Here is a 25,267-nt window from a genome sequence, read left to right on the forward strand (position 1 = left end):
ACGACACCTCCCTATGATATTTTAATTTTTGCGATTGTCAGTCGTTCAAATTATATCATAGGGGGTTTTTATTGTTCAGAGCTTAAGCCCTTTTATCCACCGGCATTACCGGTGGTTTTCTTGACAAAATTAACCGGGAGATTTTTCAATCGCCCGGTCTATTTTTTAATATTTATTCTACTTTAAATTCTGTTCGTAGGATTCTATCATCCTTTTTACCATCTGTCCTCCTACTGATCCAGCTTCCCTTGCTGTAATATCACCATTATATCCATCTTTTAAATCTACTCCAACTTCCCTAGCTGCTTCCATTTTAAATCTATCCAGACCTTCTTTTGCTTCTGGAACTAATGATCTATTACTTCTACTTGCCATAATTAATTCCCCCTTTAGGATTTTGATAGATTTTTATTGAAGTACTTATTAGTTGTGTATTTAAATTTTGTGTAATTTTAAAATTAATACTCTATTGAATTAATAGCAAAAAAGTTAAATTTTGAGTTGCTTTATATTTTCTCATAAATTTTCTAAAAGTATTCCTAAAATTTAAAAAGCACAAAAAATACGGACAATCTTTTCTCTTAGGTTGTCCGCAAAAATATTTTTACAATTAGAATTATACTTGAGACTTATTTTTTTCTAAAAAATCCTTCGCTTGTCCAATCGTAAGCGGTAAACCATCAGCATTTAAAATTCCATCTCTATCTAAAATCTCAATTAAATGTGCTACTCTAGGAAGTCTTAAATTAATCTTACGAATAACTTCCTTCTGATTAAATACTTCTTCAGTAGTTCCTCCCATTACAACCTTTCCTTTATCTAGAAGATAAACTTTATCCGCAAGAAGTGGAACTGTATCCACATCATGTGTTGCAAAAATTAGAGTAATTCCAAGTTCCTTATTTATAGAAACCAAAAGTCTAATTAATTTGTGCACTCCTCGTGGATCAAGTGCTGCGGTTGGCTCATCCAATACCATAACTTTTGGTTTCATAGCAAGTACACTTGCAAGTGCAATTCTCTTTTTTTGTCCACCACTTAAATTGTGAGGGCTTTTATCTTCATATCCTGACATTCCCACTATTTTTAAAGCCCACTCTATAGTATCCTCTAACTTTTTTCCATTAACCCCCATGTTTAAAAGTCCATAGGCAATTTCCTGCCTGACTGTAGGGTTAAAAAGCTGGTCATCAGAATCCTGAAATACCATTCCCACACTGCGCCTAATCTCTACTAAGTTTTTTTTACATACTTCCATACCATTTACAGTGATAATTCCAGATGTAGGTTTTAAAATTCCATTAAATAGGTGAAAAAGCGTAGACTTTCCCGCACCATTTGGACCAAGTATTGCTACTTTCTCCCCACTTTCTATTTTCATATTAATATCTTTAAGTGCCATACTCCCATCACCATAAGCATAACTAACTTGAGACACATCAATAATTTCCATAAACATTCTCCTTTAAATCAATACATTTGCAATAATTAGAACAACCAATAAAATCACACCTACTACGCCGAGTCCGAAATCCTTAGAAGGTACTGGATATGTAAAAAATTTTGCTTCTATACTATCTTCATTATATCCTCTTGACAGCATAGCATTATAAACTCTTATACTTCGATCTAAAGATTGTATTATAACATAGACTGCTATTTCCGCAGTATCTTTAATCTGATGAAACCAACTAGACTCATATCCCATACGACTCAACTGAGCGTGTCTCATACTTTTTCCCGTCTCTTCAATAATAAATATATACCTATACATCATATCTGCCAAGTCTACTATTATAGATGGCATTTTAAATATTCTAAGGGTTTCAAGTATTTCAATCATAGGCGTACAAAAAGATAGCACACAAGCTAAACTAACAGCTGCCATTATTCTAAGCATAAGTAAAATTCCAAGGTCAAGTCCTTCTTTATAAATATTTAAATGATAACTTCCAAATGGGATATAGGTTAAAACATGACTACCATTAGTAAAAAGCATACTTATAAATACAATCCAGGCTATTCCAAAAGGTATAAGTAATCTTTTTACAAGCCTTTTCCATGGCAAATGTAATGTGTAATACCCAAATAAGGATAGTACCCATAAAAAAGTTACCAAGTACCAATGCGAAAGGAAAGTAGTAATAATAATGCCACTTAAAAACAAAACCGTTTTGACTCTCCCATCTAAACAATGTAAAAAACTATTTTTATCATACATTTTTCTAAATGAAGCTAGTTCCATAATTTTATTCTTCCCCTTTGATTTTAATTTGCTGAACATCTTTTCCCAGTAATGTCCAGCTATCAATCCTGCAGAAAAAGCACCCACTTCTTCATCACCTTGCAGAACGCCCAATTTTTAATAATCTTTTCGTAAACGATTTTACCCTTCCTAGAAAAACCTAGGAAGGGTAAATTATAACAACTGAAATAATATACTATAACAAAGGTCACCTCCCTATCACTCGTAGAGTTTAATGGTTCCTAAAACAACATAGGCAGGTCTTCTGACTTAAGATCATCATCCCTATAGCCTTCCCAGTTTCCCAGTGACATATAATAAGGACTCCTCTTTTCACAGCGGCGGGACCGTGCAGACTTTCCATCTGGCTTCCCTTTTCAGCATAATAATGCACCTATATCTTTTTTATATTCTTTTGTCAATAGTTGCTTTTCTAATTATAATATATAACTATTTAAGGCAATTTTCTCACAATATTTCTTTCATGTCAAGCATGCGACTTAATGAGTTGCAATTCGTAATTTGAAAAAACTATCCGAAGTATAAGTCGATTTTTTACTTAGAAACACTATGAATCTAGTTTTCATACATAAAATAGGCAATAGCATCTTTTAATACCGTAGCAAAATCCACATTTCTCTTATGATAAACATTTCCTCCGTATTCATTAGATTGATTATCACATATATAAGCATAATCATAACTTTTTGGGTCACACCACTTCATGAAAGTATAGGTATGGCTTGGACCATTCGTTGTAAAGCATATATCACCAGGTCGAAGTTTTGCTAAATCCTCACACTTAGTCCACCCTCTTTGTAAAAGTTGTGATGTAAATTGTACAGTATTACATACCCACTCTGGCAAATCAGTAAGTCCTGATCTTCTCAAAGCTTCACTTTGAAAATATACACAGTTATTGCTTGTGTCACCACCGTGAAGCTCAATAGCTCTATTTAAAACTGATTGTCTATGATCTTCATCACTAAGATAATTATAAAGATTTTTCTGCAACTCAGAATGGGAAGCAGAAGTATCTGTTGGTGTAGTTGGCTCAGGTGATGGGTCAACTGGTGCTGGCTGCGGCTGTGGCTCAGGTGATGGTTGAGGCTTGTCTCCTGTTTTATCATTTGTCAAAGTTGCCACTATGTCTCCAGTTATCCCAGCTTCACCGCCAAATACATATAACTTACTAAAGCTTTTATTTTCTATAAAACATTGTGTTACAGGAGCTGTACTGCTTCCTACCAAAACTATTGGATTTGAATTTAATGCAGCAAAAGCTGATCCGCTTAAAGCATCTGCAAAGTCTTCTGAATAAGCCAGACAAATCGAACTAAAATCAAATTTATCAGAAAAAGCATTTATTATATTTATATTTCTTTCATATTTATCGCTGCCAGAAATCCTCTTAACATTTGGAAACTTAGATGACACAGCATCACTTATTATGTCTTGTCCACCCAATACATAAGTTACCGGTATATTTTTATTTTCTACCAATTGACTTACTGAATCTGGGACTGAATCCTTTGGTACTAATATAATTGGCATTTGCAATTTTGCAGCTATAGAAGCTATAGAAAGTGCATCAGTATAATCACTATCTGTAGTTAAGATTATTCCATTGGATGTCCCTATTTGATTTGCCACTGATACAGAGGTCTCAGTTCTGTTAAGTCCAGAAAATCTTTCAGTTGATATATTCATCCCATGAAGTTCATCATCAACTTCATTGCTTATAACTCCAGTACCCCCTACAATGAAAACTTGTTTAACATTTAATCTCTTTATTTGCTCAATTGTAGTATTCTCTAATTTATCACTGCCATTTAAAAGTATTGGTGCGTTATATTTTTTAGCTAAGGTTGACGCACTTAAGGCATCTGGAAAGTTATATCCATTCACAATAACTGCATAGTTGGAATTCTTCCAACCCTGATTTACTATTTGTGAACAGGTTCCATATCTATCTTGTCCACCTAATCTTATAGATTCTGGGGAAGCAGCACTAGCTTTCACTCCAAAAAATATAAATACGAACATAAAAACAGAAAGTAAACTAATCAATTTTTTTCTCATATGTACACCCCTTATTATTTAAGTAATGGAAATCATCTTTATCTGTTCTTTGTTATTTGAACTTTGTTATTTTCAAAAGCTTTGCTTCGCATTATTTTTAAACTGCAAAAGTTACGTTAGTAAATACTTCTTTAACACAACCATTTTATCCGATAGCTGTATCTTAAAGTTATCATAATTGTAAAATAGTTGTAACTTTTTTATTTAGACACTGCTTTACATACCTTCAACATCTTCTTTTTGAATATCTATTATTTCCGCGTCAGTATTGTTTTCTACAAAAGTTATGATATTTTCCATTGTTGAATCTACTTGTGCAGAAGTTCCACATATTCCTGCAGCTCCTATAACTATCATTTGATGAACATCCTGCTCATCAACTTCTGCCACAGATACGTTAAACTTATTTTTTAACTTTTGAACTATGCTTTTTACTACCATTCTTTTTTCTTTTAATGAATGAACCCAGGACGCTCTCAAGGTAATTTTCATAAGCAATATTTTCATATGTTTCACCATCTTTTCATTATAAGTATAATTTGCTTTCTGTTTTCCTGTCAACTTTTGATTATAGAAATAGTTTTACAGTAGCACAAATAACCTTTTCAATTATGCCGTTCAAATCCATAATATCATTTCTACTTTTCATCTTCATATTGGTAACCTTCTATATTTTTAATTATTGCCATTTGATCAGGTAAATTTTCAATTTTAATTTTAACTTCTGTTAATTCATCAGTTATATCTTCATTATAGTTTCTTAAATAATCATAAAGATTAGATGTATTAACATGGCTGCAACTATTTACAGCTATAACTACCTTACTTATCTTTAAAATCCTATTTAAACTGCAGCATTCACTTAAAGCTCTGGATATTTTACTCAATAAAATCATGTCATGCATTTACTATTTACCCCTTTTCCAAAACTAATTTGTTATTAGATTCTTAACTCTCCAACTTTAGGTAGTCCATTCAATATTTTTGTTTCTCCACCGTGACATGCCTTAAATTGTAAAGTTAAGTCTTTTCCAGCATACAGTCCGAAATGCGTCCCTCCACCCCATACCGGAGACAAACTCACATCATACACTATTCCATTTACAGCAACATACGCCGGAGAACCACCAGCACCATTGTATTTCGATAGTTCTTCCAAAGTAAATTGTTTTTCTTGTCTTACTATATCTTTGTTCATTGCATTCATTAGTTTTTCTAATTTCTCTATTTGAATATTCATGAGATGTCTATAATGGATTTTTATAAAAGGACATACAGCAAACGTACTGTTTCTTTTATAAAAAGTAACTTTTCGCCTAATTATCTTTAGCTTTTTCATTAAATAAAAATCCAACTATTTTTCCTCCCCTGCTCTATCATTCAATCTCAGAAAAATATTTTTCAATACATCTTTTGAAATAGCCTTAAGTTTATTCTGTAAATTATTGCTAAGTCCAAATTTAAAACTTATACTAGCTGCTTCAATTTCAATAATAAATCCAGTTAATGATTTGTAGTAAGCTCCTATAATGTCTATGAAGTTACAACTGTGCTGGGTATAATATTTCTTTTTATACTTATAATCTTCTAAATTAACAACTGTTATCGTACCTGGAACTTTTCCATTATAAGAAGCATCTATTATAAATATAAAATCATCATCTTTTACTTGGGAAATGCAATATTCAACATCTGTTTCTCCAATTATAGATTCAATATGGTTATGTGCAAGTTCATCTCTTATATTTTCCAGTACTCTAATCCCAATACCATCGTCTTCCATTAATATATTCCCTAGAGCAATAACTTTTGCTTTCATACTATAACCTGTACATCTACTGGTTCATATTTATCACTTATCAAATGAGTTGCACAGGAAACACAAGGATCAAAAGATCTCATAATTCTTCCAACTTCTATAGGCTGCTTTATATTTTTTATTTTCGTTCCAACTAAAGATTTTTCTCCAATTCCAAGTGCGCCTGATTGATTCCTTGGCCCCATATTCCACACTGTAGGAGTTATGATATTGTAATGCTTTATAAATTTATCTTCTATACTTATCCAGTGGCCTAGTGATCCTCTAGTAGTGTCAATTAATCCTGCACCAAATGCTTTATTTGGGATTTCATATACTCTTTGCTCTGCTGAAATAAGCTTAATTCTATCTGCAAGTCCTTGCATAATTTCTAAAATCTTTTTTGTTTCAAGTACTCTGGCAACATTTCTGTCCATACAGGAACTTCCACCAGTATACTCACCTGAAAGTATTAATCTTGCCAGAGGTCCTACTTCCATGGGATGACCATCATAAGTTGGCGATTTTATAAAGCTGTAACCTGTTTCTTTAGATAAATTTATTGTTTCATCAGCATCATTCATATACCATGTGTGAAGTATATTTTCTGTGATTTTATTACTATTGAAGTTATACTTTTGTCCATTTATTAAGACAGAAGGTCCTACATAACTTATCTCAGGATCAGCATACTTGTCAAAAATTCCATAAGTCATAAAGTTTCCATAAGCTCCTCCCATTTTAAAATAATCAGCATAGTATTTTGAAATTATGTTCACGTCCTCCAACATAACACTGCTTACAAATTTATTAATTTGAGAAATAATGGATTTAACCTTTGTGAGTTTATATGAATCTATATTTATGGTAACCCCTCCAACAAAAATTCCGTGATTATGAGGAGCTTTTCCTCCAAGGGTAGCCAATCCTTCATGGGCTAACCTACTGTATTTAATACTTTCAATATAATCTTCACTTATCTTTTTATTTAAGTTATAAGGCAATCTATAATCTTCATATTGATCTGAAGAAAGAGGATTTACATCGGGCATCTTCACATAACTTGGTATGGTCAAATTATAAAAATGTCTTATATGATTTTGTATAAATTCAAAACCATGTATTAAATTACGCATATACGAATCATTTAAACTAATTTTTATCTTCAAAGCATCTTCAAGAGCTGCAGCAGCTGCGGTGGCATGAGCTGTTGAACATATTCCACAAATTCTTTCTGTAAAATATACTGCATCCAGCGGCTGTCTGTTCTTTAACATTTTTTCGAATCCTCTAAAAAGCAATCCACTAGTTTCAGCATCTACTATAATATTTTTTTCTACTTGCACTTTAGTTTCCAAAAAACCGCTTATTCTCGTAATTGGATCAATGGTAATTTTCTTTTTCACAGCACCCTCCTTACTAATACCTTACAAATGGTTCCATACCATCTGGGAATCTAGAATTTGCACATCCTATACAGTTGGTATTGTCTTCAACAGGCCAGTTCACATATCCATTCCATTTTCTCCTAGGACAATCTGTTTTAGTTACAGGCCCCCTACATCCAAGTTTAAACATGCATCCGTCTTCTCCAAATTTCTTTGCAAAAATTCTGTTATCAAAAAATCCCCTTCTTGTACACCTATCATGAATAGTAATTCCATAAAAAAGAAGAGGTCTTCCCTCTTCATCCAATTGTGGTTTGCCAAAAGCAACTAAATGTGCTAAAGTTCCAACTACCCAATCCGGATGGCATGGGCAGCCTGGAAGTCTTATGACTTCACGATTTAGTATTTCTTTAACACTTTTGCTTTCTGAAGGGTTTGGCCTAGCGGCAGAAATTCCACCATAGGATGCACAAGTTCCTACACAGATAACATACTTTGCTTTTTCTCCTGCCATTTTTACGGCTTCAAGTGCAGTAACAAGTTTTCCTTCATAATTGGCAACAATATTATAAAAACCATTTTGAGCAGTAGATACTGCTCCATCTACTAATAGTATAAATTCAGTATTCAATGTATCTAAGAATTCTTTAAAAGCATACTCCCCTTCTGACGTCATTAGAGTATTGTTGTATTTTAAATTAATGAGTTTTTCTAGAATATAATCGAGTCCAGGATTTTCACTATTTAAAAAAGAAATGATATTTCCTGAACATCCTGTTACTTCAAGCCATATAGCATTTAATTTTTTCGTCTTCCCCCTTTTAATTAAATCTATAGCTTCACTAGTAAAAGCCTTTGAACTACGTTCCTTATCTATGATTAAAGGACATATACCCTTGTTTCGAGCATTCATTTACCTATCACACTGCCTTTTAATTTTCTATATTATTTATATAATTAAAAAGCAATTAATATGACCTATATTTTATACATAAAAAAATAAACCCACTCTATTTTATAAAGTAGATTTATTTTTTAAATCATTCTAATGTATTCTTAAGTTTTTATACTTATAGCATATTAAATTCACGTCTAAGGGAATTATACATCCCCTCCCTTATCCATAATGTCAAATTAGCAGGTACCATATCAAAACCATGACAAACACGAGGCAAGCTATACAATTCTGTAGGTACTGCAAATTCCATCAATCTTCTAGCATAATCTATTCCTTCATCGCGAAGTGGGTCATATTCCAGCGTAACAACAAATGCAGCTGGCAAACCAGATAAATCTCTTGCTAAAGCAGGAACTGCATAATATGGAGGTTGAGTTCCATTAAATCCATGATCACCAAGATATAATTTCCATACACTAGATAAACCATTACCTTTAACCATAGGTACATCATCAAACATCTGTGTAGCTGATGTTGTATTTGCTAAATAATCAAGAGTAGCAAAGTTTAAAATTTGCATACAAACTTTAGGGCCATTATGATCACGCAAATACAAGCATAATCCTGCTGCAATTGCACCACCTGCACTTGTTCCAAATACTGCAATTCTTTCAGGATCTATACCAAATTCATCTGGATGGTCATGTGCATAAGTTAATGCAGCAAAACAGTCCTTGAGTTGTGCAGGATAAGGATGTTTAGGCGCCAATCTATAATCTACAGAAATAACAGTGCATGGAACATTTTTTACAAAACTTATATCACGCACATTGTCATTGTCAATATTTCCAGCTACAAATCCTCCTCCATGTATGCCTAAAATCAATGGAGCCTTAGAACTGCCCTTTTTTCTATAAATTCTTATTGATACATCAGGTTCACCATCTATGCCAGGAACTTTTGAATCATATATCTCAATATCATCCGGTATATCGCAATGCCTAAATGGCTCAATCAACTTGTTTGCTTCTTTTACATCAGTTGGAAGATTTTCCAACACCTCATATCCAGGATGCAATTTTATTTTCATTATATGTCACTCCTTAAATAATAACTTTCTAATATTTATTTAATTATTGGTATCTTAGGAATTGGGGCGTATGTCCTATCTTTAACTTCCATAATATATTTATCCATAAACCTGAGAACTTTGTATATATTTTCATCAGTTCTAAAGGCATCATCACCATGGCCAGCCCCCTCAAGCAAATCAATATGGACATTTTCATCTCCACAAATCTTTATATACTTATTAAAGAATTCTATTGCTTGAAGATATGGTACTACTTTATCAGATGTACCCTGTTGAATTAACATTGGAGGCATATTCTTTCTCATCTGATAAATTGGAGATGCTGAAATATATTTATCTTTGTTTTCTTCCATGCTGCATCCCATTAGACCATCTGCAACACCATCATCTTGATACTTGTAAGTTTCTCCTTCTCTAACAAGCTGTCTCTTATGATTCTCTGTATTAATAAAATCAAAAACTCCAAACCACGTTGCTACAGCTTGTACATCGCTAGAATATTCTGAATTACCCATTGATAAATCTTCATACTCAGGGCGTCCGTTTGTGACCCCCAGCATAGCAGCAAGATGTCCTCCTGCTGAACTGCCTAACACTGCAATTTTATCTGTTTTTATATTATACTTAGCTGCATTCGCTCTTAAAAACCTTACAGCTGCCTTACAATCATATATTTGTGAAGGCCACTTTGCATCGCCACTTAGTCTATAATTGATAGTTGCAACAGCATATCCTTCAAAAGCTAACTGAATTGCTGACCTTGTATGCACATTTCTCTTATCTCCAAAGAACCATGCACCTCCATGAATATTAATAACTACTGGAAATGGTCCTTCTCCTTCATTTGGAATAATAATATCCATTTTTTGATGTTTACTTTCATTGGCATATGAAACATCTAAGTAAGTTTTTTTAAAAACCTTTTCTACATCCAACATTATTAATGCCTCATTTGATACTTCCACACCAATTCCATCATTATTTGTCAACATAATAATCTCCTCCTAATTGTAGTAATATTTTTATTGTATACTTATCACAGCAAATAAATATTACAGAATATAATCACCGTTTAATAATTAAAGTTTTATAATAGATTACAAACGTTATCATTAAACTTTATATTTATTTAGATTCTGAAGAACCTGCTACCATATTTTTCGGTAGTATTAAGGTAGACAAACCTCCTATTACAAGCATAGCTGTTAAAAAGTACATTCCAACACTTGATGATCCAGTTAATGTAATTAAATAACCTACTGCATATGGTCCAACAAATGATCCTAATCCCATAGCCGCAGCCATCAAACCTCTTGTTGGGCCATCAAGCTCTTTTACCAATACAAGAGATGGTATTGAATAGTAACTTGGCATATGTCCTTGTACAAATATACTAACAAGACATAATAATCCAATTTTAATTACCGGACTTACTGCTAATGGGGAACTCGCTATCAACAAAGATGCAGCAAACATAATAAGTGGTAAACCTGTAGTAAGTCTCCTGCTCTTTATCTTAGTTGCAAGATAAGTCCACAACCAAAGTCCAATTACCGTAAATATATTTGGCACTACGGATATAAGTCCTACATTTAAAATATTAGTTTTTGTAATAGTTTTAATCATAGTAGGCATCCAAATTGTATATCCAAACTGACCAATATTTACAGTAAAACCTACTATACATAAGCACCATACATATTTGTTCCGCAGTAGAAGCCCTAAAGGCAACTTTTCACCTTTTACTTCAACATTTCCTGCTACTTTTTTTGCCTCTTCACGTTCTTGCTGTATAGTTGTTTCTATATACTCTCTTTCTTCTTTACTCAGCCATTTTGCCTGTTCAGGTCTATCAAATATACAGAAGTGCCATAGAACAAACCCTACTAAACTTAATACACCAAGTATGATAAATAAATTTCTCCATCCATAAAATTGTATGAGAGTTCCTCCAATAGGTCCCATAGAAACTGCTGCTATTGAAATAGCTGTAAAATAGGTTGAATTTGCTTTATTTCGTTCCCCATGTTTATCTGGAAACCAAAATGTGAATATAGTAGTAATTGCAGGAGAAAATGCACCTTCAAAAAATCCAATAATAAACCTAACTACCACTAACTGCCACCCATTTTGAACGAATGCAGTAAGTATAGTAAATATGCTCCATCCAATAATACAAAATGAAACAAATTTTTTAACTTTTCCTTTTTGAGCCATTTGCCCCGCTGGTACAGAAAGAAACAATATGCCGATTGAAAAGACTCCTGCTACTAAACCTGCCATTGTTGAATTTAATGCAAGCCCCTTCTGAAGACCTCCTGGCAGCGCTATGCCTATGATATTGCGGTCTATAAAATAGAAAAAGGTTGTAATAAAACATACTGGCATAATATACAGCCATCTCGCTCCAGGTATTTTTTTTGTTGAAGTTTCCATTAATATATTCCTCCATCCTTCATTAAATTTGTTTGAGTTAATTTTAACTTTCACAATTAAAATTTCAAAAATTTTCAAACAATTTTTTTTATAAAATAAACATAATTTAATTGCAGATATTATAATACCTGCAATTAAATTTATTTATTAAACTTCTATTCCTATTGTTCTATTGCATGTTTTGCATATTGTCTGTTTACGTATAGAGCTAGTAAAACTCCTATAATAGTGATTACAGCGTTGAATAATACAACATATCTTGGCCCATTTGCACCACCTGATTTTGTTATAACACTTGCAATATTTAAAATAACATAGTTTGCTACACTAGATGCAATCATAACTATAGAAGTAATCTTACCTTTATTTGCTGGGAACATTGCATTTGCTGTAGATGTAACCAACTGAAGCACTCCACCTGCTGCTGTAAATCCAATTACAAATCCACCTATTAAACAAATAGTTGGTGTCTGTATAAAATATATAATTATAAGCATAATTGTAGAAAGTAAAGGATATAGAACAAGTACTCTCACTGGTTTAAGAAATCCTTTAACAAGAGCTGCTGTTATTAATACAGCAAGCATTGATCCTACTGCATAGTATGATTGAATTTGTCCTGGGCTAGCAAGTCCATATAACTTTCCTAATTCTTGGTTGCAATTTAACCATAACTGGAATGTAGAGGTGCATGTAAAACCTATACAAATTAATGCAATACTAGTCACTGCAAATTTCATCTTTTCTTCTTTAGGTTTACCATTGGCATTATTATTCATTGGTGGGAAAGGCATAGTTGCAATCAAAATACCATCTATAACAAGTAAAATAGCCGTTACAATAAAGATTGTTTTATACGACATATGGCTTGCTGAAACAAAACCTATCCCAAATGGAAGCAAAAGTTGTCCTAATGATATAGAAAACTTTGTAAACATGTTCGCAGCATCACCTGAATTCACAAAAATCTCCAAGCATGATGGAGTGATACATGTATCTAAAAATGAGTTAGCTGCACCACCAATTAGTGCAAATATATATGCAACATACATATTCGGTGCTATTATAATACCTACAAAATATAGGATATAAAAAACTATACCGATTAACCCAGAGACTCTTCTTCCAAGTTTGTCCGAAACAGGTCCAGCAAAAGGATATCCAATAAGACGTCCTAATCCAAGTGCTGCAATAACAGCAAGTACTACGCTTACATCAAAAGTACCATTAGCTAATGTTTTCGCACCCCATACACCCGCAAAGTTTTGCTTGTACTGTCCTAAAATTGATACTCCAATACCATGTATAAAATAGGCTAAATATAATGCTAAAGCCGTGGGATAATATTTTCTATTATTCATTTCTTTTCTCCTTTCATTCTCCGAGGAAAATGTTATTTTATTTCAATGTATTCATTTATCCAATATATATAAACAGAGTTCTTGGCATCGGATAAACTTATTCCATATGTAGTTTTTAACTTATTGTTAATTTAATAACCTTTTTTTGTTAATTTATTAACTTTTTATCTCCAATAGTTGGGTTGGACACAAGATCCAACCCAATTTAAACTCTTTACAAGTAAATTTAAACTCTTTACAAGTAAATTTAAGTGCATACCCTAAAAAACTATTTAAAGTATAATTCTTCAACTTCTTTAGCTGGCATTTCTAGTCCAGTATATAATTTAAAAGATTCTGCTCCTTGCCATAACAACATTTTTGTACCATCTATTATCTTACAACCAGCAGCTTCAGCATCTTTTAAAAACTTGGTTTTCCTCGGATTATATACTGTATCTGATACAACTAAATCTTTTCTAAAAATTTTAGTATCCTTTATTGGAGACTCATCTTCATATGGATGCATTCCTACTTTTGTTGCATTTACCAAAATATCTGACGATGCAATCTTTTCTCTAAGTTTTTGTCTATCTGATAAATCAAATACCTCTACGATACATTCTGGCACTTCTTTTTTTATCTTCTCAATAGTTTTTTCAGCTCTTGTATAAAAAGTATCCTTTATATTAAATATTGAAATTCTCCTAGCTCCATCTAATGCACACTGTACTTGAATAGCTGTTGCAGCACCACCTGCACCTATAATAGTTATACTTTTATCTTTTACATCTACATCTTGTTCTTTTAAACTTCGAACAAGTCCAACGCCATCTGTGATATGGCCGGTTAACGTTCCATTATCGTTAATTATAGTATTTACTGCTCCAACTATACGAGCGGCAGGAGATAATTCATCCATATATTTAACTACTTCATTTTTACATGGCATTGTAACATTTGATCCTTTTATATTTAATGTTCTAATAGCTGAAATAGCATCAGGAACTTTTTCTAGAGAAATATCAAAAGCTAAATAGGCAGAATCTATTCCCAACTTTTCAAAACTATAGTTATACATAGCAGGAGATCCTGAATGCCCTACTGGTGTACCTATTAAGCTATATAATGATGTTGTTCCCGAAATTCTTTTTTCCATAAGTATAAGCCTCCTAAAACTGCTTCAACATTTTATTATCATATTTTAAGTGCTGCATCTAATGCTTCTCTTGTTGCATCTATTGCTCTACGTGCTCTTGTTGCATCACCAACAACATAAGTTTCTTTTACAACTTTTTTAACTTCTTCACTCAATGGATCATAGTTACGTGATCCCATAGCAAGAACAACAGAGTCAAATCCTTCTAACTTGTATTCATTATTATCTGCTAGTGTGTATGAAACTCCACCTTTAAAAAACTTTGCAACTTTAGCTCCAGTAACAGTTTTTATTCTGTATTTATCAAAGTCTTTCATCAAAAATTTACGGTGCTCTGAAATTACATCAGCTCCAACTTCATCACGAAGCTCAATAACAGTAACTTCGTGGCCTAATTCAGCTAAGAAATCAGCAACTTCACATCCAACCATTCCACCACCTACAACAAGGACATTTCTGCCACAGGAATCTTTTCCGTCAAGAAGGTTAACTGCATGAATTAATCCAGATTCATTAATTCCTGGTATAGGTAATATAAGTGGTGTTGCTCCTGTAGCTAGAATTACTGCATCAGGTTTCTCTTCAGTTATAAGTTCAGGAGTTACTTTTGTATTTAAACGAACTTTTACACCGTACTTTTTACATTTAGTAATATAGCTGCGTATTAAATTTGTAATATCGCCTTTTCCAGGAGGATAAGCTGCTAAACGCATTTGTCCACCAAGCGTATCAGTTGCTTCAAACAGAGTTACATCATGTCCTCTCTTAGCAGATATCCATGCTGCAAGCATACCACCAACTCCACCGCCGACAACTGCTACTTTTTTACTAGTATCTGCTTTCTTAAGTTCAGCTTCTCTTCCAAGCAGCGGATTAACAAGACAAGTTATTGGCTTTCCCTGGTACATATTGCAAACACATCCTTGAAGGCAAGCAATACATGGGCTTAACTCATCCAAACGTCCAGCTGCAGCTTTATTAGGCGTTTCTGGATCAGCTAGACTCTGACGTCCAAATGCTACCAAATCACATCTTTCTTCACGAACTAATAATTCTGCATAATATGGTTCTGTAAAACGTCCTACAGCAATAACAGGAATATTTACTGCTTTTTTAATTTCTGTAACTAATTCAGCATTAAATCCTCCATGTACAAGCGTAGGTGCCCACATATACTCATCATGAAGATGTACCGCACGTGAAACATTGATAGCATCTGCACCACATTCCTCTAAATAAGCAGCAACTGCTGCACTATCGTGAACATCTAGCCCTCCATCCATTTCATCTGAGCTGTTTATACGGCAAATAATTGCCATAGAATGTCCAACTTTTTTAAGTATATTTTCAATAATAAGGCGAGGTAACCTCATTCTATTTTCAAAACATCCTCCAAATTCATCCACACGTTTATTAGTTCTTGGAGAAATAAAACTACTAACCAAATAGCCATGTGCACAGTGTACTTCAACTGCATCAGCTCCTGCTTTTTTTGCACGTACTGCTGCATCTCCATATACCTCTATTAATTCATAAATTTCTTTGTTTGTCATAGCTATAGGTATATCACGACCTACTGCTGCTGGAATTGCAGATGCAGCTTTTAAAGGATACCCTGCAGCTTTTGCATTTCCTTCAGCTCCAGCATGTTGAAGTTGAATGGATATCTTTGAACCAGCCTCATGGCATGCATCTATAACACGTTTAAAGCTTTCTATAGTACTATCATCATATAAGCAGGGTTTACGAATTCCCCCCTTAGCTTTCTTATCAACAACAGTAGCCTCAAAAGTAATTAATCCAAAACCGCCGCGAGCACGAGCACTATAATATGCCAAAGATTTGTCACTCATAGACCCATCAGTATTTGCAAAATTATTTCCCATAGGTGAAACTACAAAACGATTGGGAACTGTTATAGGACCAATTTTTATTGGTGTAAACATAGATTTAAATATCATAAGATAAATCATCCTTTCACTTTTTAAAATTGATTGCACATAAGGCATTTTCAAAGAAATAACTAGTCAGTATGCTAGCCTATTTTCTTTAAAATTCCTAAATATGTTGTACTTACTATTTTGTCTTCGGAGAAACCTCTGGCCAAGCTTTGTCAAGCACTTTTTTAGCATTGTCATATGTAAATTTAGCTGCATCAACAACACCCTTTGATAAAATATCATCGCTTATTACTTCAACACCGATACATGCCGGCTCGATGCCTTTTTCTTTAATCATACGAACAAAGCCTTCTGTTGCATTAATTCCAGTACCTGGTGCAAGTCTGTCATGCATTGATTCATCTCTTAATATGGATTTTGCATAAGGCCTTTCATAAACATCATTAATCTGTATAGATACAATCTTCTCAGCTGGAATGCCTTCTAATAATTTAATATCATTTTCTTGATTTGCTCTTACCCAATGCCATGTATCCAAGATAAGTTTGGCATTATCACAGCCAGCGCCTTTAACTACTTCCCAACCTTTTTTGATATCTGGAATACCACTGTATGGCATAGGCTCAACACCAATAATATATTTGCCTGCTCTTTGGCATAATTCTCTTAACTTCTGTGCAGTATGTTCTACACTATAAGTCTCCATTAAACCAATATTTATATGTTGAACGCCAAATAATTTACACATATGGAAACATATTTGCTCTTTGTATTTTTGTTCATAAGAACGATTATCTTCAGCCCAAAGTGTAATATATTCAACTTCAGTAACCTTCATATCATATTTTTTGAGAATACCCAAAATATCAGAATCGAACAAACCTTCGTTTAATGCATCTACATATGTTTCGGCACGAAGACCTATTCCATCATAGCCTGCCTCTTTTGCAGCTTTAACTCTTTCTTCAAATTTACATTGATCTCCTAATGTCCATGAACTTACTGTGATCGGTGGTTTACAAGTATTTTTTTTACATTCATTAGTCATGATACATTCCTCTTTCCATTAAAAATTTTGTCATTAAATATGCTCAATTATCATAAATTTTTTACAGCAAACACAATAAACAAAATTTAGTTTACTGTATCTTAAATATATTTAGTTAATTACAGTACACCTATTTTTTCTAATGCGAGAATAACGTCTCTTCCTTCTCTAACGCCATCAATTATTTTTCTTGCTCTAACACTATCACCAATATTTACTACTTCAACATTCTTTTCTTCAAAGTACTCTTTCACTTCTTTTAATCCTTCAACTTGTGATTTCATTCCAAGACATACGAAACCATAATCAAAATTCATTGTTACTTCTTTTTCATCTTTTTTAACTTTGAAGTTGTCTGCATTTACTTCTACAAGAGCTGTACTTGTATTTACATCAACATCATATTTCTCCAGCATTTCCTTCATAACTGATTTTGTTACTATATCTAAATCTTTGCCAAGCATAGGAAGCATTTCAACTATTGAGGTCTTTGCTTTTCTTTCTGCGAAAAATTCTATAACATCTAAACCTACAGCTCCACCACCTATAACAACTACTTTTTTATCCGTAAGATCCATCTTTTCAAATTCATTAATTTTATTAAATACACCAAAGATTGAATCTACTTTTCCTCCTTCTTTACCTATATTTTCTTCAAGTCCCTTTATTGGAGGAAGTAATGGCTTTGATCCAGTTGCATTTACTATTAAATCCGGATTAAGATTTTCTATTTTTTTAATATCGGCTTTAGTATTTGTAAATATTGTAAGGTTATTTAAGTTTTCAGCTCTTTTTATTAGATAATCAGGGAAATAAGCTATTCTATACTTAGCTGGAAATTTTGATATTTCTCTTGCAAGTCCACCTATATATGATTTCTTTTCAAACAAAAATGTGGTACATCCTAATTCTGCTGCTGTGCAAGCTGCTTCAAGTCCAGCAGTTCCAGCACCTATAACAACTACATTAGTCTGTTTTGTAACTTTTCTTTTTTTATAGGCATCCTCATATATAATATCCGGGTTAACTGTACATCTTATTGGTTTGTTTAAACCTATTCTATGTCCTGCACATCCAACATTACATGATATACACTTTCTGAGCATGTCTTCTTGTCCATTTTTAACTTTTGCTACCCATTTAGGCTCAGCAATTAATCCACGACCTATAGCTATTAAATCTGCTTCTCCATCAACTAATATTTTTTCAGCTACTTTTGGATCTCTTATATTTCCTACTGTTATTGTTGGTTTATGGAACTTGTCTCTTACAGCTTTAGACATATATGAACGCCATCCATCTTTAAGATCCGCCTTATCTATCTGATATTGTATTGAATCATTTAAAGCTGCAGATACATCAAATATATCAACTTCATCATTTAGATATTCTAATATTTCTAATGTATCTTCTAGAGTATTACCACCCTCTAAAAATTCATCTGCACTAAATCTCAATAATATTGGGAATTTAGGTCCTACTGCTTTTCTCACACTATCAATTACCATTCTTCCAAATCTTGTCCTATTTTCAACGCTCCCTCCAAATTCATCAGTACGTTTATTATAGAGAGGAGATAAAAATTGACTTATCAAATATGAGTGACCTGCATGGATTTCTACTGCATCAAAGCCAGCTATTTGAACTCTCTTTGCTGCATCAGCATATTTTTGAACTATATCTAATATTTCATCTTTTTCAAGTGGTCTTGGAACAGCTCCTCCAGTTTTAGAGGGTATATTTGAAGAAGAAACTGGCTGACAACCTATTCTAGATGGAACTGCTGATGCACCTGAATGGTTGATTTGTACTGCAGCATTTGCACCATATCTGTGTAATCTTTCAGTTAATTTATAGAGTCCAGGCATATAACTATCCTGATCTATTCTAAGTTGTGTGGTTCCATTTGAACCTAGTGGAAAATCAACAGCTACATTCTCTATAATTATTAATCCCGTTCCACCTTTAGCCCTTTGCTCATAATATTTAATATGTTCCTCATTGATTTCTCCATCTTCTGCTGCATAATTTGTACCCATTGGCGGCATAACTATTCTATTTTTTAATATCATATTTTTCACTTTTAGTGAACTAAAAATATTTTTATATTTTGTCATCTTCTATTCCTCCATTTTCATATATTCTGCCTTGCTCATAACAAATATGATAAAAGTATATGCTACAAAAAATTTGATGCTCTCAAGTTCATACGAAAAAACATATTCAGTGAAAATACAGAATCTTCCGAAATTTATCTTTAAAAAACAACATAGCAAGGGTAAAGAGCTTAAAGCTCAATACCTCTCACAAAAATACAACTCCTACTTTAATATTCAATGTCTAATACTTTCTTCATATGTTCAATAGGCATATCTTTTCCTGTCCACAATTTGAAAGCTGCTGCTCCCTGGAACAACATCATTCCTAGTCCATTCATTGTCTTCTTACACCCCGCTTCTTTTGCCATTTTTAGAAGTACCGTTTCTCTTGGTGCATAAACAGTATCTGTTACAATTAAATCTGGCCTCAAAAAGCTTTTATCTGGAATATATGTCTGTCCTTCTAGAGGTTTCATGCCTACTCCTGTTGCATTTGCAAACAAGTAGCTATCTGCTATTTCTTCCTTTAATTTATCAAGATCAGCTAAGTCATATAAGATAGCTTTGCATTTAGTTCTTTCATTTATATCTTTTACTGTCTTCTTTGCTCTTTCGAAAAATTTGTCCTGATAATTGAATATTGATATCTCCGCTACTCCATCTAGTGCCGCTTGTATTTCAATTGCTGTAGCAGCTCCACCAGCACCTACTATTGTCATTTTCTTTCCTATTACATCTATATCATTATCCTTTAATGATTGCATATATCCAATACCATCTGTAATATGTCCAGTTAAAACACCATTATCATTTACAATTGTATTTACTGCCCCACAAAGTTCTGCTGCCTCTGACAATTTATCTAGATATTTGTGTACCACTGTTTTATTTGGCATTGATACATTTGCTCCTCGTACTTTCATTGCTCTAAAACCCTTTATAGTATCTTCAAGTTCTTCATTTCCAACTTCAAATGCAAGATAAGCATAGTCAAGTCCTAATTTTGCAAATGCCTCATTTTGCATTGCTGGTGAACTTGAATGTCTTATTGGATATGCAATCAATCCTATAAGTTCTGTATGTCCTGTAATTCTTTCCGTCATAATAATTTCTCCCATTCACATTATATTTATATTTTATTTTCACTTATAATCTACTATTTAGTTGATGTTATAAGTCTAAGTAATTTATCTAATTCATTTGCTTGTAATTGTCCTGGTGCTGATGCTGCTTTAGCTGAGCCAAAAGTAAGTGCTGAGCCAAAAGTTTCACCAGCTAAACGACTTATAACTCCAAGAGGTCCCATTGACATAGTAATAACTGGAGTTTGGTCATGATCACGTCTCATTTCATTAGTTGCACTTAAGAGCTCAAGTACATCATCAGGGGTTGAAGGCATAACTGCTATCTTAGGTATATCTGCTCCTAGCTGCTGCATCTTACACAATCTAGATACTATTTCTTGTTTTGATGGAGTCTTTTGAAAATCGTGATTTGACATAATTACCTTTACTCCATTTTCATGCGCTGTATCAACAATTTCTTTCACTACTTTGCTGTTACCCATAAATAATTCAACATCAATTAAATCTGCATTTTTAGTCTCCGCAATTGCCTTATTAAGTTCAACGTAATATTCTGGAGTAATTTCTTTTTCTCCACCTTCTTTTGCAGTTCTAAAAGTTACCAGTAGTGGAATGTCACCTAATTGAGCTCTAAGCTTAGTTAGAATTTCTTTTACCTTTCCCATGTCTTCTACATCCTTGTAGTAATCAATTCTCCATTCCACAAGATCAAGGCTAATTGTTTTTAGGTATTTAACATCATCCTCTAACTCTTCATTAGTTCTTCCCATAAAAGGTACTGCAATTTTAGGAATTCCTTCTCCTAATTTTACATTTTTAACTTTTACTATACTTTTCATATTTTCATTCCTTCCGATTTTATAGTAATCGTTATCGCAACTTATAAAAAATTAAATGCCAATCTTTTTTATTTTAAACTAAATTTATAATTCAATAAAAGTAATTTTTTTAATTTGCAAAAATACTTTTATTTTTAACGACATAATAGTTATTTTTTTAACATATCATGCTTATATTATAATTCTTTCTCTTTCATAATTCTAATACATCTTTTTATGATTATTGATAGTTTTTTTCTATGAATTATGGTATATTATTTTTAATGTATATTGGAGGGAACTACTATATGAATTTAAATCAACTATATTATTTTAGAACTGTTGCAAAACTTGAACACTTTAGGAAAGCAGCATCTGAACTAAATATTTCTCAGCCAAGTTTAAGTAACTCAATGTCAAATTTAGAATCAGAACTTGGTCTCTGTTTATTTGAAAAGCAAGGTAGAAATGTCATATTAACAAAATATGGTCGTATATTTTTAAAAGATGTAGAAAAAATACTTGATGAATTGGAAAATGCAAAAAAAAAGATGATGCAGTTAGCCAGTAGTGATACAGGTCATGTTGACATTGCATATATTTCTCCGTTAGCACATCATTACATTCCAAATACAGTACGTAACTTTTTAGATTTAGAAGATAACAAAAATGTTACTTTTACATTCAATCAAGGATTTACAAGTGAACTTATTAAAGGTTTAAAAAGTGATAAATATGACCTGATTTTTTCATCTTATGTAGAAGAGGAGCCAAATATAACTTTTATGCCAATTATTGAACAAGAGCTATTTGTTATAGTTCCACTAAACCACCCACTTGGTAAACTTAATAATATCGATCTTGTTGATATCAAATCTTATCCTTTAGTAGGATATGACAAAGATTCTGGACTTGGAAAATTTATTTCTAACTTACTGAAGAGCATAAATATAAAACCCAAAATAATTTGCGAAGCTGCAGATGAATATGCAATTACTGCACTAGTTTCTGCCGGCTTTGGAATATCTATTATAGCAGAGGCACCTGCATTAAAATATGCAAAAGTAAAAAAACTAACAATTACTAATCCCAGATACTCTAGGAAAATTTACCTTGCTTATAAGAAAAATAGGATTTTCCTTCCTGCTGTTCATAACTTTATTTCATACATCAAAAAGAAAAGTATCATTGAAGGCATGAAGCTTTATTCTGAATCGTAAAAAAGATTGCATTCTTTTACTTTATGTAAGAATGCTGTTACAATGCTTAATCAAGAGACCAAAGTCCCTATTTTTTATAAGTAATTACTCAACCACTAAAGAATACTCTACCATTAAGTTTCATATTTACGTCTATAATATTCATCAATATTATTTTCTATTGCAACAATTGCAGCATGGACCCTATCGTCTACATTTATCTTCTTAAAAAGGTTTGTAGCATAATTTTTAACTGTTTTTTCAGAAATATATAATTGTTTTCCAATTTCTTTGTTACTAAATCCTTTTGAAATTTTACTAAGCACTTCAATTTCCCTTTTTGAGAGATTATCCAAGATATTAGATGCTTTCTTGGCCTTAATTTTTATGTCAGAAAAAAGTGTGGAAACCAAAGACTTATCGATGTATTTTTCACCCTTATATACTCTTCTAATTGCTTCTGCAATATCTGTTCCAGCTGAATCCTTAAGCATATAGCCATCTGTTCCAATACTTATAGCCGTACTAAGGGTCTTTCTATCATCTTCAACAGTTAACATTATAACCTTAATTTTATTGTCCTTATTCTTTATACTTTTAAGAACTTGAATGCCATCCATAATAGGCATATGGCAATCCAACACAACAACATCTGGCTCATGATATTTTAAAAATTCCAAAGCCTTCTCTCCATTTTCTGCCTCACATACAATATCCATATCACTTTCAAAACTTATAATTCTTTTTAAACCATGCCTTATTATATCATGATCATCAGCAATTAATATTCTAATCATCTTGTTCTTCAACCTTTATCACCTCTCGATTAATAGGAAGCTTAACCGTATAAGTTGTGCCTACTTTCTCAGAGGATTTGATTCCAATTTTCCCCTGAAGTTGCTTTACTCTATCTAAAATTCCAATAAGTCCATAGGAAGCTCCTTTGGTCTTTACCCTCTTTAAAGTCTCTTCTACATTAAACCCAACACCATCATCATTTATTATTAACATTAAGTACTTTGTACCAAAATCCATTCTTACATTTGCATGCTTTGCTTTAGAATGTTTTCTGATATTATTAAATATTTCTTGAACAATTCTATATACTGCTACTTGAATAATAGGTTCTATTTCCATTTTGATTGGCTTCATTTTTATCTTTATATCAATATCTGACTCTTTGAAAATAGCATTTGCTGTCTGATCTATAGTTTGGCTTAAACCTAAATCATCTAAAGACATAGGTTTTAAATCAAAAATAATACTTCGAACTTCTTTTAATGCCACCTTAACACTTTCCTTTAAATCTTCTAACTCCTTAAGTCCCTCTTCCAAATCTTTTTCAATAACCATCTTACATATATCTACTTTCATAACTGCATTAGCCATATGTTGGGCAGGTCCATCGTGAATATCTCTTGCAATTCTTTTTCTTTCACTTTCCTGAGCTTCTAAAATTTTTATACCAATAAACATTTCAGAGTTCTTGTCTGATCCTTCTAAAGCAGAAAGAACATCTCCTTCTAAATAACCCATAGCAATACTTATTTGATTAATTATCCTTTCACCATTTTCAATATTATCCATCATCTTTTTTATGGTTATTTCCAGGCTATCTCTTTCCTTTCTCAATGACTTTTCTTCATTTATTTTCGTATAAAACTTAATTCTCATATCAGATGCTGCTTCATAAGCTTCCTTAATATCATCTTCAGTATATTTATTAAAGTTTGCAGATACATGAGCCAATCTTCTTCTAGCAACCTTATCCTGTTCTTCCAATTCGTCAACTTCATCTATAACACTAGCGATATCTTTTTTAATTTTATCTAGTTTAAACTTTAAATCTTCGTGATCTTTTCTTATATAATCAACAATACTGAGTACTTGACCTCTACTTGAGCTTATCTCATCTATTACATTTTTGATTATTTTATTAATAGCATTAATATCCAAGTTTATATTATTCATCATATTCTCCCTTCATTTAAAGTACAACCAAACCAAATTAAATTTACATGAAGACTAATAGTGAAATAAAACTTCCTAGTGATAAAAATGGACCAAAGGGAATGTAATCTTTAGTTCCTTTTACTTTAAATAATATTAAAATAATTCCAACTATCGAAGACAGGGCAAAAGCTAAAAAAATTGCCCACAAGGTTTTCTTTAATCCCAAAAAGGATCCAATAGCAAACATAAGCTTTATATCTCCACCACCCATAACATTAGGGACAAGGGATAATAAAAGCATTATTCCTCCTCCAAATATCATTACAAGTATTGTATCTATAAATAAACCCCTAATGAAAAAAGAAAGCATTATTCCCACAATCAAGGTTATAATGACCATAAAATCAGGTATAATTCTATACTTAAGATCAATAAAAGAAATTATAACTAAAATTGATATCATCACTATTGCCTTAGCGAGTATAATAGTAAACCCTAATCGTAAAAATGAAACTTCAAAGCATAAACTACAAATAATAGGTATAAAAATACTCCCGGTTTTTTTATGTTAGTGTAAAGTTTTTTACACTATTTTTTAAAAATATTCTTTATATATCAAGGGTTACAAAGTTTTTTTAAATAAAAAAACAATGGCCCCCTAATTTCATGTTATAATTGAATATCCAACCAAACAAAAATCACATGAAAGGGTGTCATTGTCTTGG

24 protein-coding genes and 1 riboswitch are annotated in these 25,267 nt (G+C 32.5%); of the genes, 1 reads left to right on the forward strand and 23 read right to left on the reverse strand.

Features of this window, described 5'->3' with window-relative positions; translation table 11 throughout:
* Positions 1-177: 177 nt before the first annotated feature.
* The 20 genes from WY13_RS09525 to aroD form a co-directional block, all read right to left on the reverse strand.
* Positions 178-375 (reverse strand): alpha/beta-type small acid-soluble spore protein, encoded by a 198-nt coding sequence (locus tag WY13_RS09525; RefSeq protein ID WP_063555446.1) that lies wholly within the window; start codon positions 373-375, stop codon positions 178-180.
* Positions 376-616: 241 nt separating this feature from the next.
* The gene (locus WY13_RS09530; protein WP_063555447.1) at positions 617-1,453 is read right to left on the reverse strand and encodes an energy-coupling factor ABC transporter ATP-binding protein; all 837 of its coding nucleotides are present in this window, start codon (positions 1,451-1,453) and stop codon (positions 617-619) included.
* A 12-nt stretch (positions 1,454-1,465) separates the two neighbouring features.
* A complete protein-coding gene (cbiQ, locus tag WY13_RS09535; RefSeq protein ID WP_242866427.1) occupies positions 1,466-2,359 on the reverse strand; it encodes a cobalt ECF transporter T component CbiQ in 894 nt (297 codons plus the stop codon).
* Between the two features lie 124 nt (positions 2,360-2,483).
* A riboswitch (cobalamin riboswitch) is annotated at positions 2,484-2,658 on the reverse strand.
* A gap of 163 nt (positions 2,659-2,821) precedes the next feature.
* Complete coding sequence (locus WY13_RS20965; RefSeq protein ID WP_063555448.1) at positions 2,822-4,327, reverse strand: cell wall-binding repeat-containing protein; 1,506 nt, start codon at positions 4,325-4,327, stop codon at positions 2,822-2,824.
* A gap of 216 nt (positions 4,328-4,543) precedes the next feature.
* Complete coding sequence (locus WY13_RS09545) at positions 4,544-4,834, reverse strand: DUF503 domain-containing protein (protein WP_013239500.1); 291 nt, start codon at positions 4,832-4,834, stop codon at positions 4,544-4,546.
* A gap of 131 nt (positions 4,835-4,965) precedes the next feature.
* Complete coding sequence (locus tag WY13_RS09550; protein ID WP_063555449.1) at positions 4,966-5,232, reverse strand: hypothetical protein; 267 nt, start codon at positions 5,230-5,232, stop codon at positions 4,966-4,968.
* A 35-nt stretch (positions 5,233-5,267) separates the two neighbouring features.
* Positions 5,268-5,681: a cytochrome b5 domain-containing protein gene (locus WY13_RS09555; protein ID WP_242866429.1), complete on the reverse strand. Its 414-nt coding sequence runs from the start codon at positions 5,679-5,681 to the stop codon at positions 5,268-5,270.
* Positions 5,682-6,146 (reverse strand): hydrogenase maturation protease, encoded by a 465-nt coding sequence (locus WY13_RS09560; protein ID WP_063555450.1) that lies wholly within the window; start codon positions 6,144-6,146, stop codon positions 5,682-5,684.
* A complete protein-coding gene (locus WY13_RS09565; protein ID WP_063555451.1) occupies positions 6,143-7,531 on the reverse strand; it encodes a nickel-dependent hydrogenase large subunit in 1,389 nt (462 codons plus the stop codon). The genes WY13_RS09560 and WY13_RS09565 overlap by 4 nt, the downstream gene beginning before the upstream one ends.
* Positions 7,532-7,544: 13 nt before the next feature.
* A complete protein-coding gene (locus WY13_RS09570; protein ID WP_063555452.1) occupies positions 7,545-8,426 on the reverse strand; it encodes a hydrogenase small subunit in 882 nt (293 codons plus the stop codon).
* Positions 8,427-8,583: 157 nt separating this feature from the next.
* The gene (locus tag WY13_RS09575; protein ID WP_063555453.1) at positions 8,584-9,501 is read right to left on the reverse strand and encodes an alpha/beta hydrolase; all 918 of its coding nucleotides are present in this window, start codon (positions 9,499-9,501) and stop codon (positions 8,584-8,586) included.
* Positions 9,502-9,536: 35 nt separating this feature from the next.
* On the reverse strand, positions 9,537-10,496 hold the full coding sequence (locus tag WY13_RS09580; RefSeq protein WP_063555454.1) for an alpha/beta hydrolase: 960 nt from the start codon (positions 10,494-10,496) through the stop codon (positions 9,537-9,539).
* A 133-nt stretch (positions 10,497-10,629) separates the two neighbouring features.
* The gene (locus tag WY13_RS09585) at positions 10,630-11,940 is read right to left on the reverse strand and encodes an MFS transporter (RefSeq protein ID WP_063555455.1); all 1,311 of its coding nucleotides are present in this window, start codon (positions 11,938-11,940) and stop codon (positions 10,630-10,632) included.
* A gap of 161 nt (positions 11,941-12,101) precedes the next feature.
* On the reverse strand, positions 12,102-13,301 hold the full coding sequence (locus tag WY13_RS09590; protein WP_063555456.1) for an MFS transporter: 1,200 nt from the start codon (positions 13,299-13,301) through the stop codon (positions 12,102-12,104).
* Between the two features lie 268 nt (positions 13,302-13,569).
* Positions 13,570-14,439, reverse strand: a complete 870-nt coding sequence (locus WY13_RS09595; RefSeq protein WP_063555457.1) for a shikimate dehydrogenase — start codon at positions 14,437-14,439, stop codon at positions 13,570-13,572.
* A gap of 38 nt (positions 14,440-14,477) precedes the next feature.
* Entirely contained in the window at positions 14,478-16,400 is a 1,923-nt protein-coding gene (locus WY13_RS09600; RefSeq protein WP_063555458.1) for an FAD-dependent oxidoreductase, read from the reverse strand.
* A gap of 115 nt (positions 16,401-16,515) precedes the next feature.
* On the reverse strand, positions 16,516-17,388 hold the full coding sequence (locus tag WY13_RS09605) for a sugar phosphate isomerase/epimerase family protein (RefSeq protein WP_063555459.1): 873 nt from the start codon (positions 17,386-17,388) through the stop codon (positions 16,516-16,518).
* Between the two features lie 119 nt (positions 17,389-17,507).
* Entirely contained in the window at positions 17,508-19,505 is a 1,998-nt protein-coding gene (locus WY13_RS09610; protein ID WP_063555460.1) for an FAD-dependent oxidoreductase, read from the reverse strand.
* 209 nt (positions 19,506-19,714) lie between these two features.
* The gene (locus WY13_RS09615) at positions 19,715-20,590 is read right to left on the reverse strand and encodes a shikimate dehydrogenase (protein WP_063555461.1); all 876 of its coding nucleotides are present in this window, start codon (positions 20,588-20,590) and stop codon (positions 19,715-19,717) included.
* A gap of 53 nt (positions 20,591-20,643) precedes the next feature.
* A complete protein-coding gene (gene aroD / locus WY13_RS09620; protein WP_063555462.1) occupies positions 20,644-21,411 on the reverse strand; it encodes a type I 3-dehydroquinate dehydratase in 768 nt (255 codons plus the stop codon).
* A 287-nt stretch (positions 21,412-21,698) separates the two neighbouring features.
* On the opposite strand from aroD, the gene WY13_RS09625 reads away from it, so the two are divergent.
* The gene (locus tag WY13_RS09625) at positions 21,699-22,610 is read left to right on the forward strand and encodes a LysR family transcriptional regulator (protein ID WP_063555463.1); all 912 of its coding nucleotides are present in this window, start codon (positions 21,699-21,701) and stop codon (positions 22,608-22,610) included.
* Between the two features lie 113 nt (positions 22,611-22,723).
* Here the strand turns inward: WY13_RS09625 and WY13_RS09630 are convergent, their stop codons facing one another.
* The 3 genes from WY13_RS09630 to WY13_RS09640 are packed head-to-tail and all read right to left on the reverse strand — an operon-like array spanning position 22,724 to position 25,005.
* Positions 22,724-23,386 (reverse strand): response regulator, encoded by a 663-nt coding sequence (locus tag WY13_RS09630; RefSeq protein WP_242866431.1) that lies wholly within the window; start codon positions 23,384-23,386, stop codon positions 22,724-22,726.
* Positions 23,379-24,560, reverse strand: coding sequence for a sensor histidine kinase (locus tag WY13_RS09635; RefSeq protein WP_192845015.1), 1,182 nt, complete (start codon positions 24,558-24,560; stop codon positions 23,379-23,381). Before WY13_RS09635 ends, WY13_RS09630 begins: the two co-directional genes overlap by 8 nt.
* A 43-nt stretch (positions 24,561-24,603) precedes the next feature.
* Positions 24,604-25,005, reverse strand: a complete 402-nt coding sequence (locus tag WY13_RS09640) for a prepilin peptidase (protein WP_242866433.1) — start codon at positions 25,003-25,005, stop codon at positions 24,604-24,606.
* Between the last annotated feature and the right edge of the window lie 262 nt (positions 25,006-25,267).

It is taken from the genome of Clostridium ljungdahlii (assembly GCF_001636845.1).
Lineage (GTDB): Bacteria > Bacillota > Clostridia > Clostridiales > Clostridiaceae > Clostridium_B > Clostridium_B ljungdahlii_A.

Bases quoted from the DNA above. Each gene is read 5' to 3' on its own strand.
- WY13_RS09525 (WP_063555446.1), bottom strand. From the start codon at position 375: ATGGCAAGTAGAAGTAATAGATCATTAGTTCCAGAAGCAAAAGAAGGT.
- WY13_RS09530 (WP_063555447.1), bottom strand. From the start codon at position 1,453: ATGGAAATTATTGATGTGTCTCAAGTTAGTTATGCTTATGGTGATGGG.
- WY13_RS20965 (WP_063555448.1), bottom strand. From the start codon at position 4,327: ATGAGAAAAAAATTGATTAGTTTACTTTCTGTTTTTATGTTCGTATTT.
- WY13_RS09545 (WP_013239500.1), bottom strand. From the start codon at position 4,834: ATGAAAATATTGCTTATGAAAATTACCTTGAGAGCGTCCTGGGTTCAT.
- WY13_RS09550 (WP_063555449.1), bottom strand. From the start codon at position 5,232: ATGCATGACATGATTTTATTGAGTAAAATATCCAGAGCTTTAAGTGAA.
- WY13_RS09560 (WP_063555450.1), bottom strand. From the start codon at position 6,146: ATGAAAGCAAAAGTTATTGCTCTAGGGAATATATTAATGGAAGACGAT.
- WY13_RS09570 (WP_063555452.1), bottom strand. From the start codon at position 8,426: ATGAATGCTCGAAACAAGGGTATATGTCCTTTAATCATAGATAAGGAA.
- WY13_RS09575 (WP_063555453.1), bottom strand. From the start codon at position 9,501: ATGAAAATAAAATTGCATCCTGGATATGAGGTGTTGGAAAATCTTCCA.
- WY13_RS09580 (WP_063555454.1), bottom strand. From the start codon at position 10,496: ATGTTGACAAATAATGATGGAATTGGTGTGGAAGTATCAAATGAGGCA.
- WY13_RS09585 (WP_063555455.1), bottom strand. From the start codon at position 11,940: ATGGAAACTTCAACAAAAAAAATACCTGGAGCGAGATGGCTGTATATT.
- WY13_RS09590 (WP_063555456.1), bottom strand. From the start codon at position 13,301: ATGAATAATAGAAAATATTATCCCACGGCTTTAGCATTATATTTAGCC.
- WY13_RS09595 (WP_063555457.1), bottom strand. From the start codon at position 14,439: ATGGAAAAAAGAATTTCGGGAACAACATCATTATATAGCTTAATAGGT.
- WY13_RS09600 (WP_063555458.1), bottom strand. From the start codon at position 16,400: ATGATATTTAAATCTATGTTTACACCAATAAAAATTGGTCCTATAACA.
- WY13_RS09605 (WP_063555459.1), bottom strand. From the start codon at position 17,388: ATGACTAATGAATGTAAAAAAAATACTTGTAAACCACCGATCACAGTA.
- WY13_RS09610 (WP_063555460.1), bottom strand. From the start codon at position 19,505: ATGACAAAATATAAAAATATTTTTAGTTCACTAAAAGTGAAAAATATG.
- WY13_RS09615 (WP_063555461.1), bottom strand. From the start codon at position 20,590: ATGACGGAAAGAATTACAGGACATACAGAACTTATAGGATTGATTGCA.
- aroD (WP_063555462.1), bottom strand. From the start codon at position 21,411: ATGAAAAGTATAGTAAAAGTTAAAAATGTAAAATTAGGAGAAGGAATT.
- WY13_RS09625 (WP_063555463.1), top strand. From the start codon at position 21,699: ATGAATTTAAATCAACTATATTATTTTAGAACTGTTGCAAAACTTGAA.
- WY13_RS09630 (WP_242866431.1), bottom strand. From the start codon at position 23,386: ATGATTAGAATATTAATTGCTGATGATCATGATATAATAAGGCATGGT.
- WY13_RS09635 (WP_192845015.1), bottom strand. From the start codon at position 24,560: ATGAATAATATAAACTTGGATATTAATGCTATTAATAAAATAATCAAA.
- WY13_RS09640 (WP_242866433.1), bottom strand. From the start codon at position 25,005: ATGATATCAATTTTAGTTATAATTTCTTTTATTGATCTTAAGTATAGA.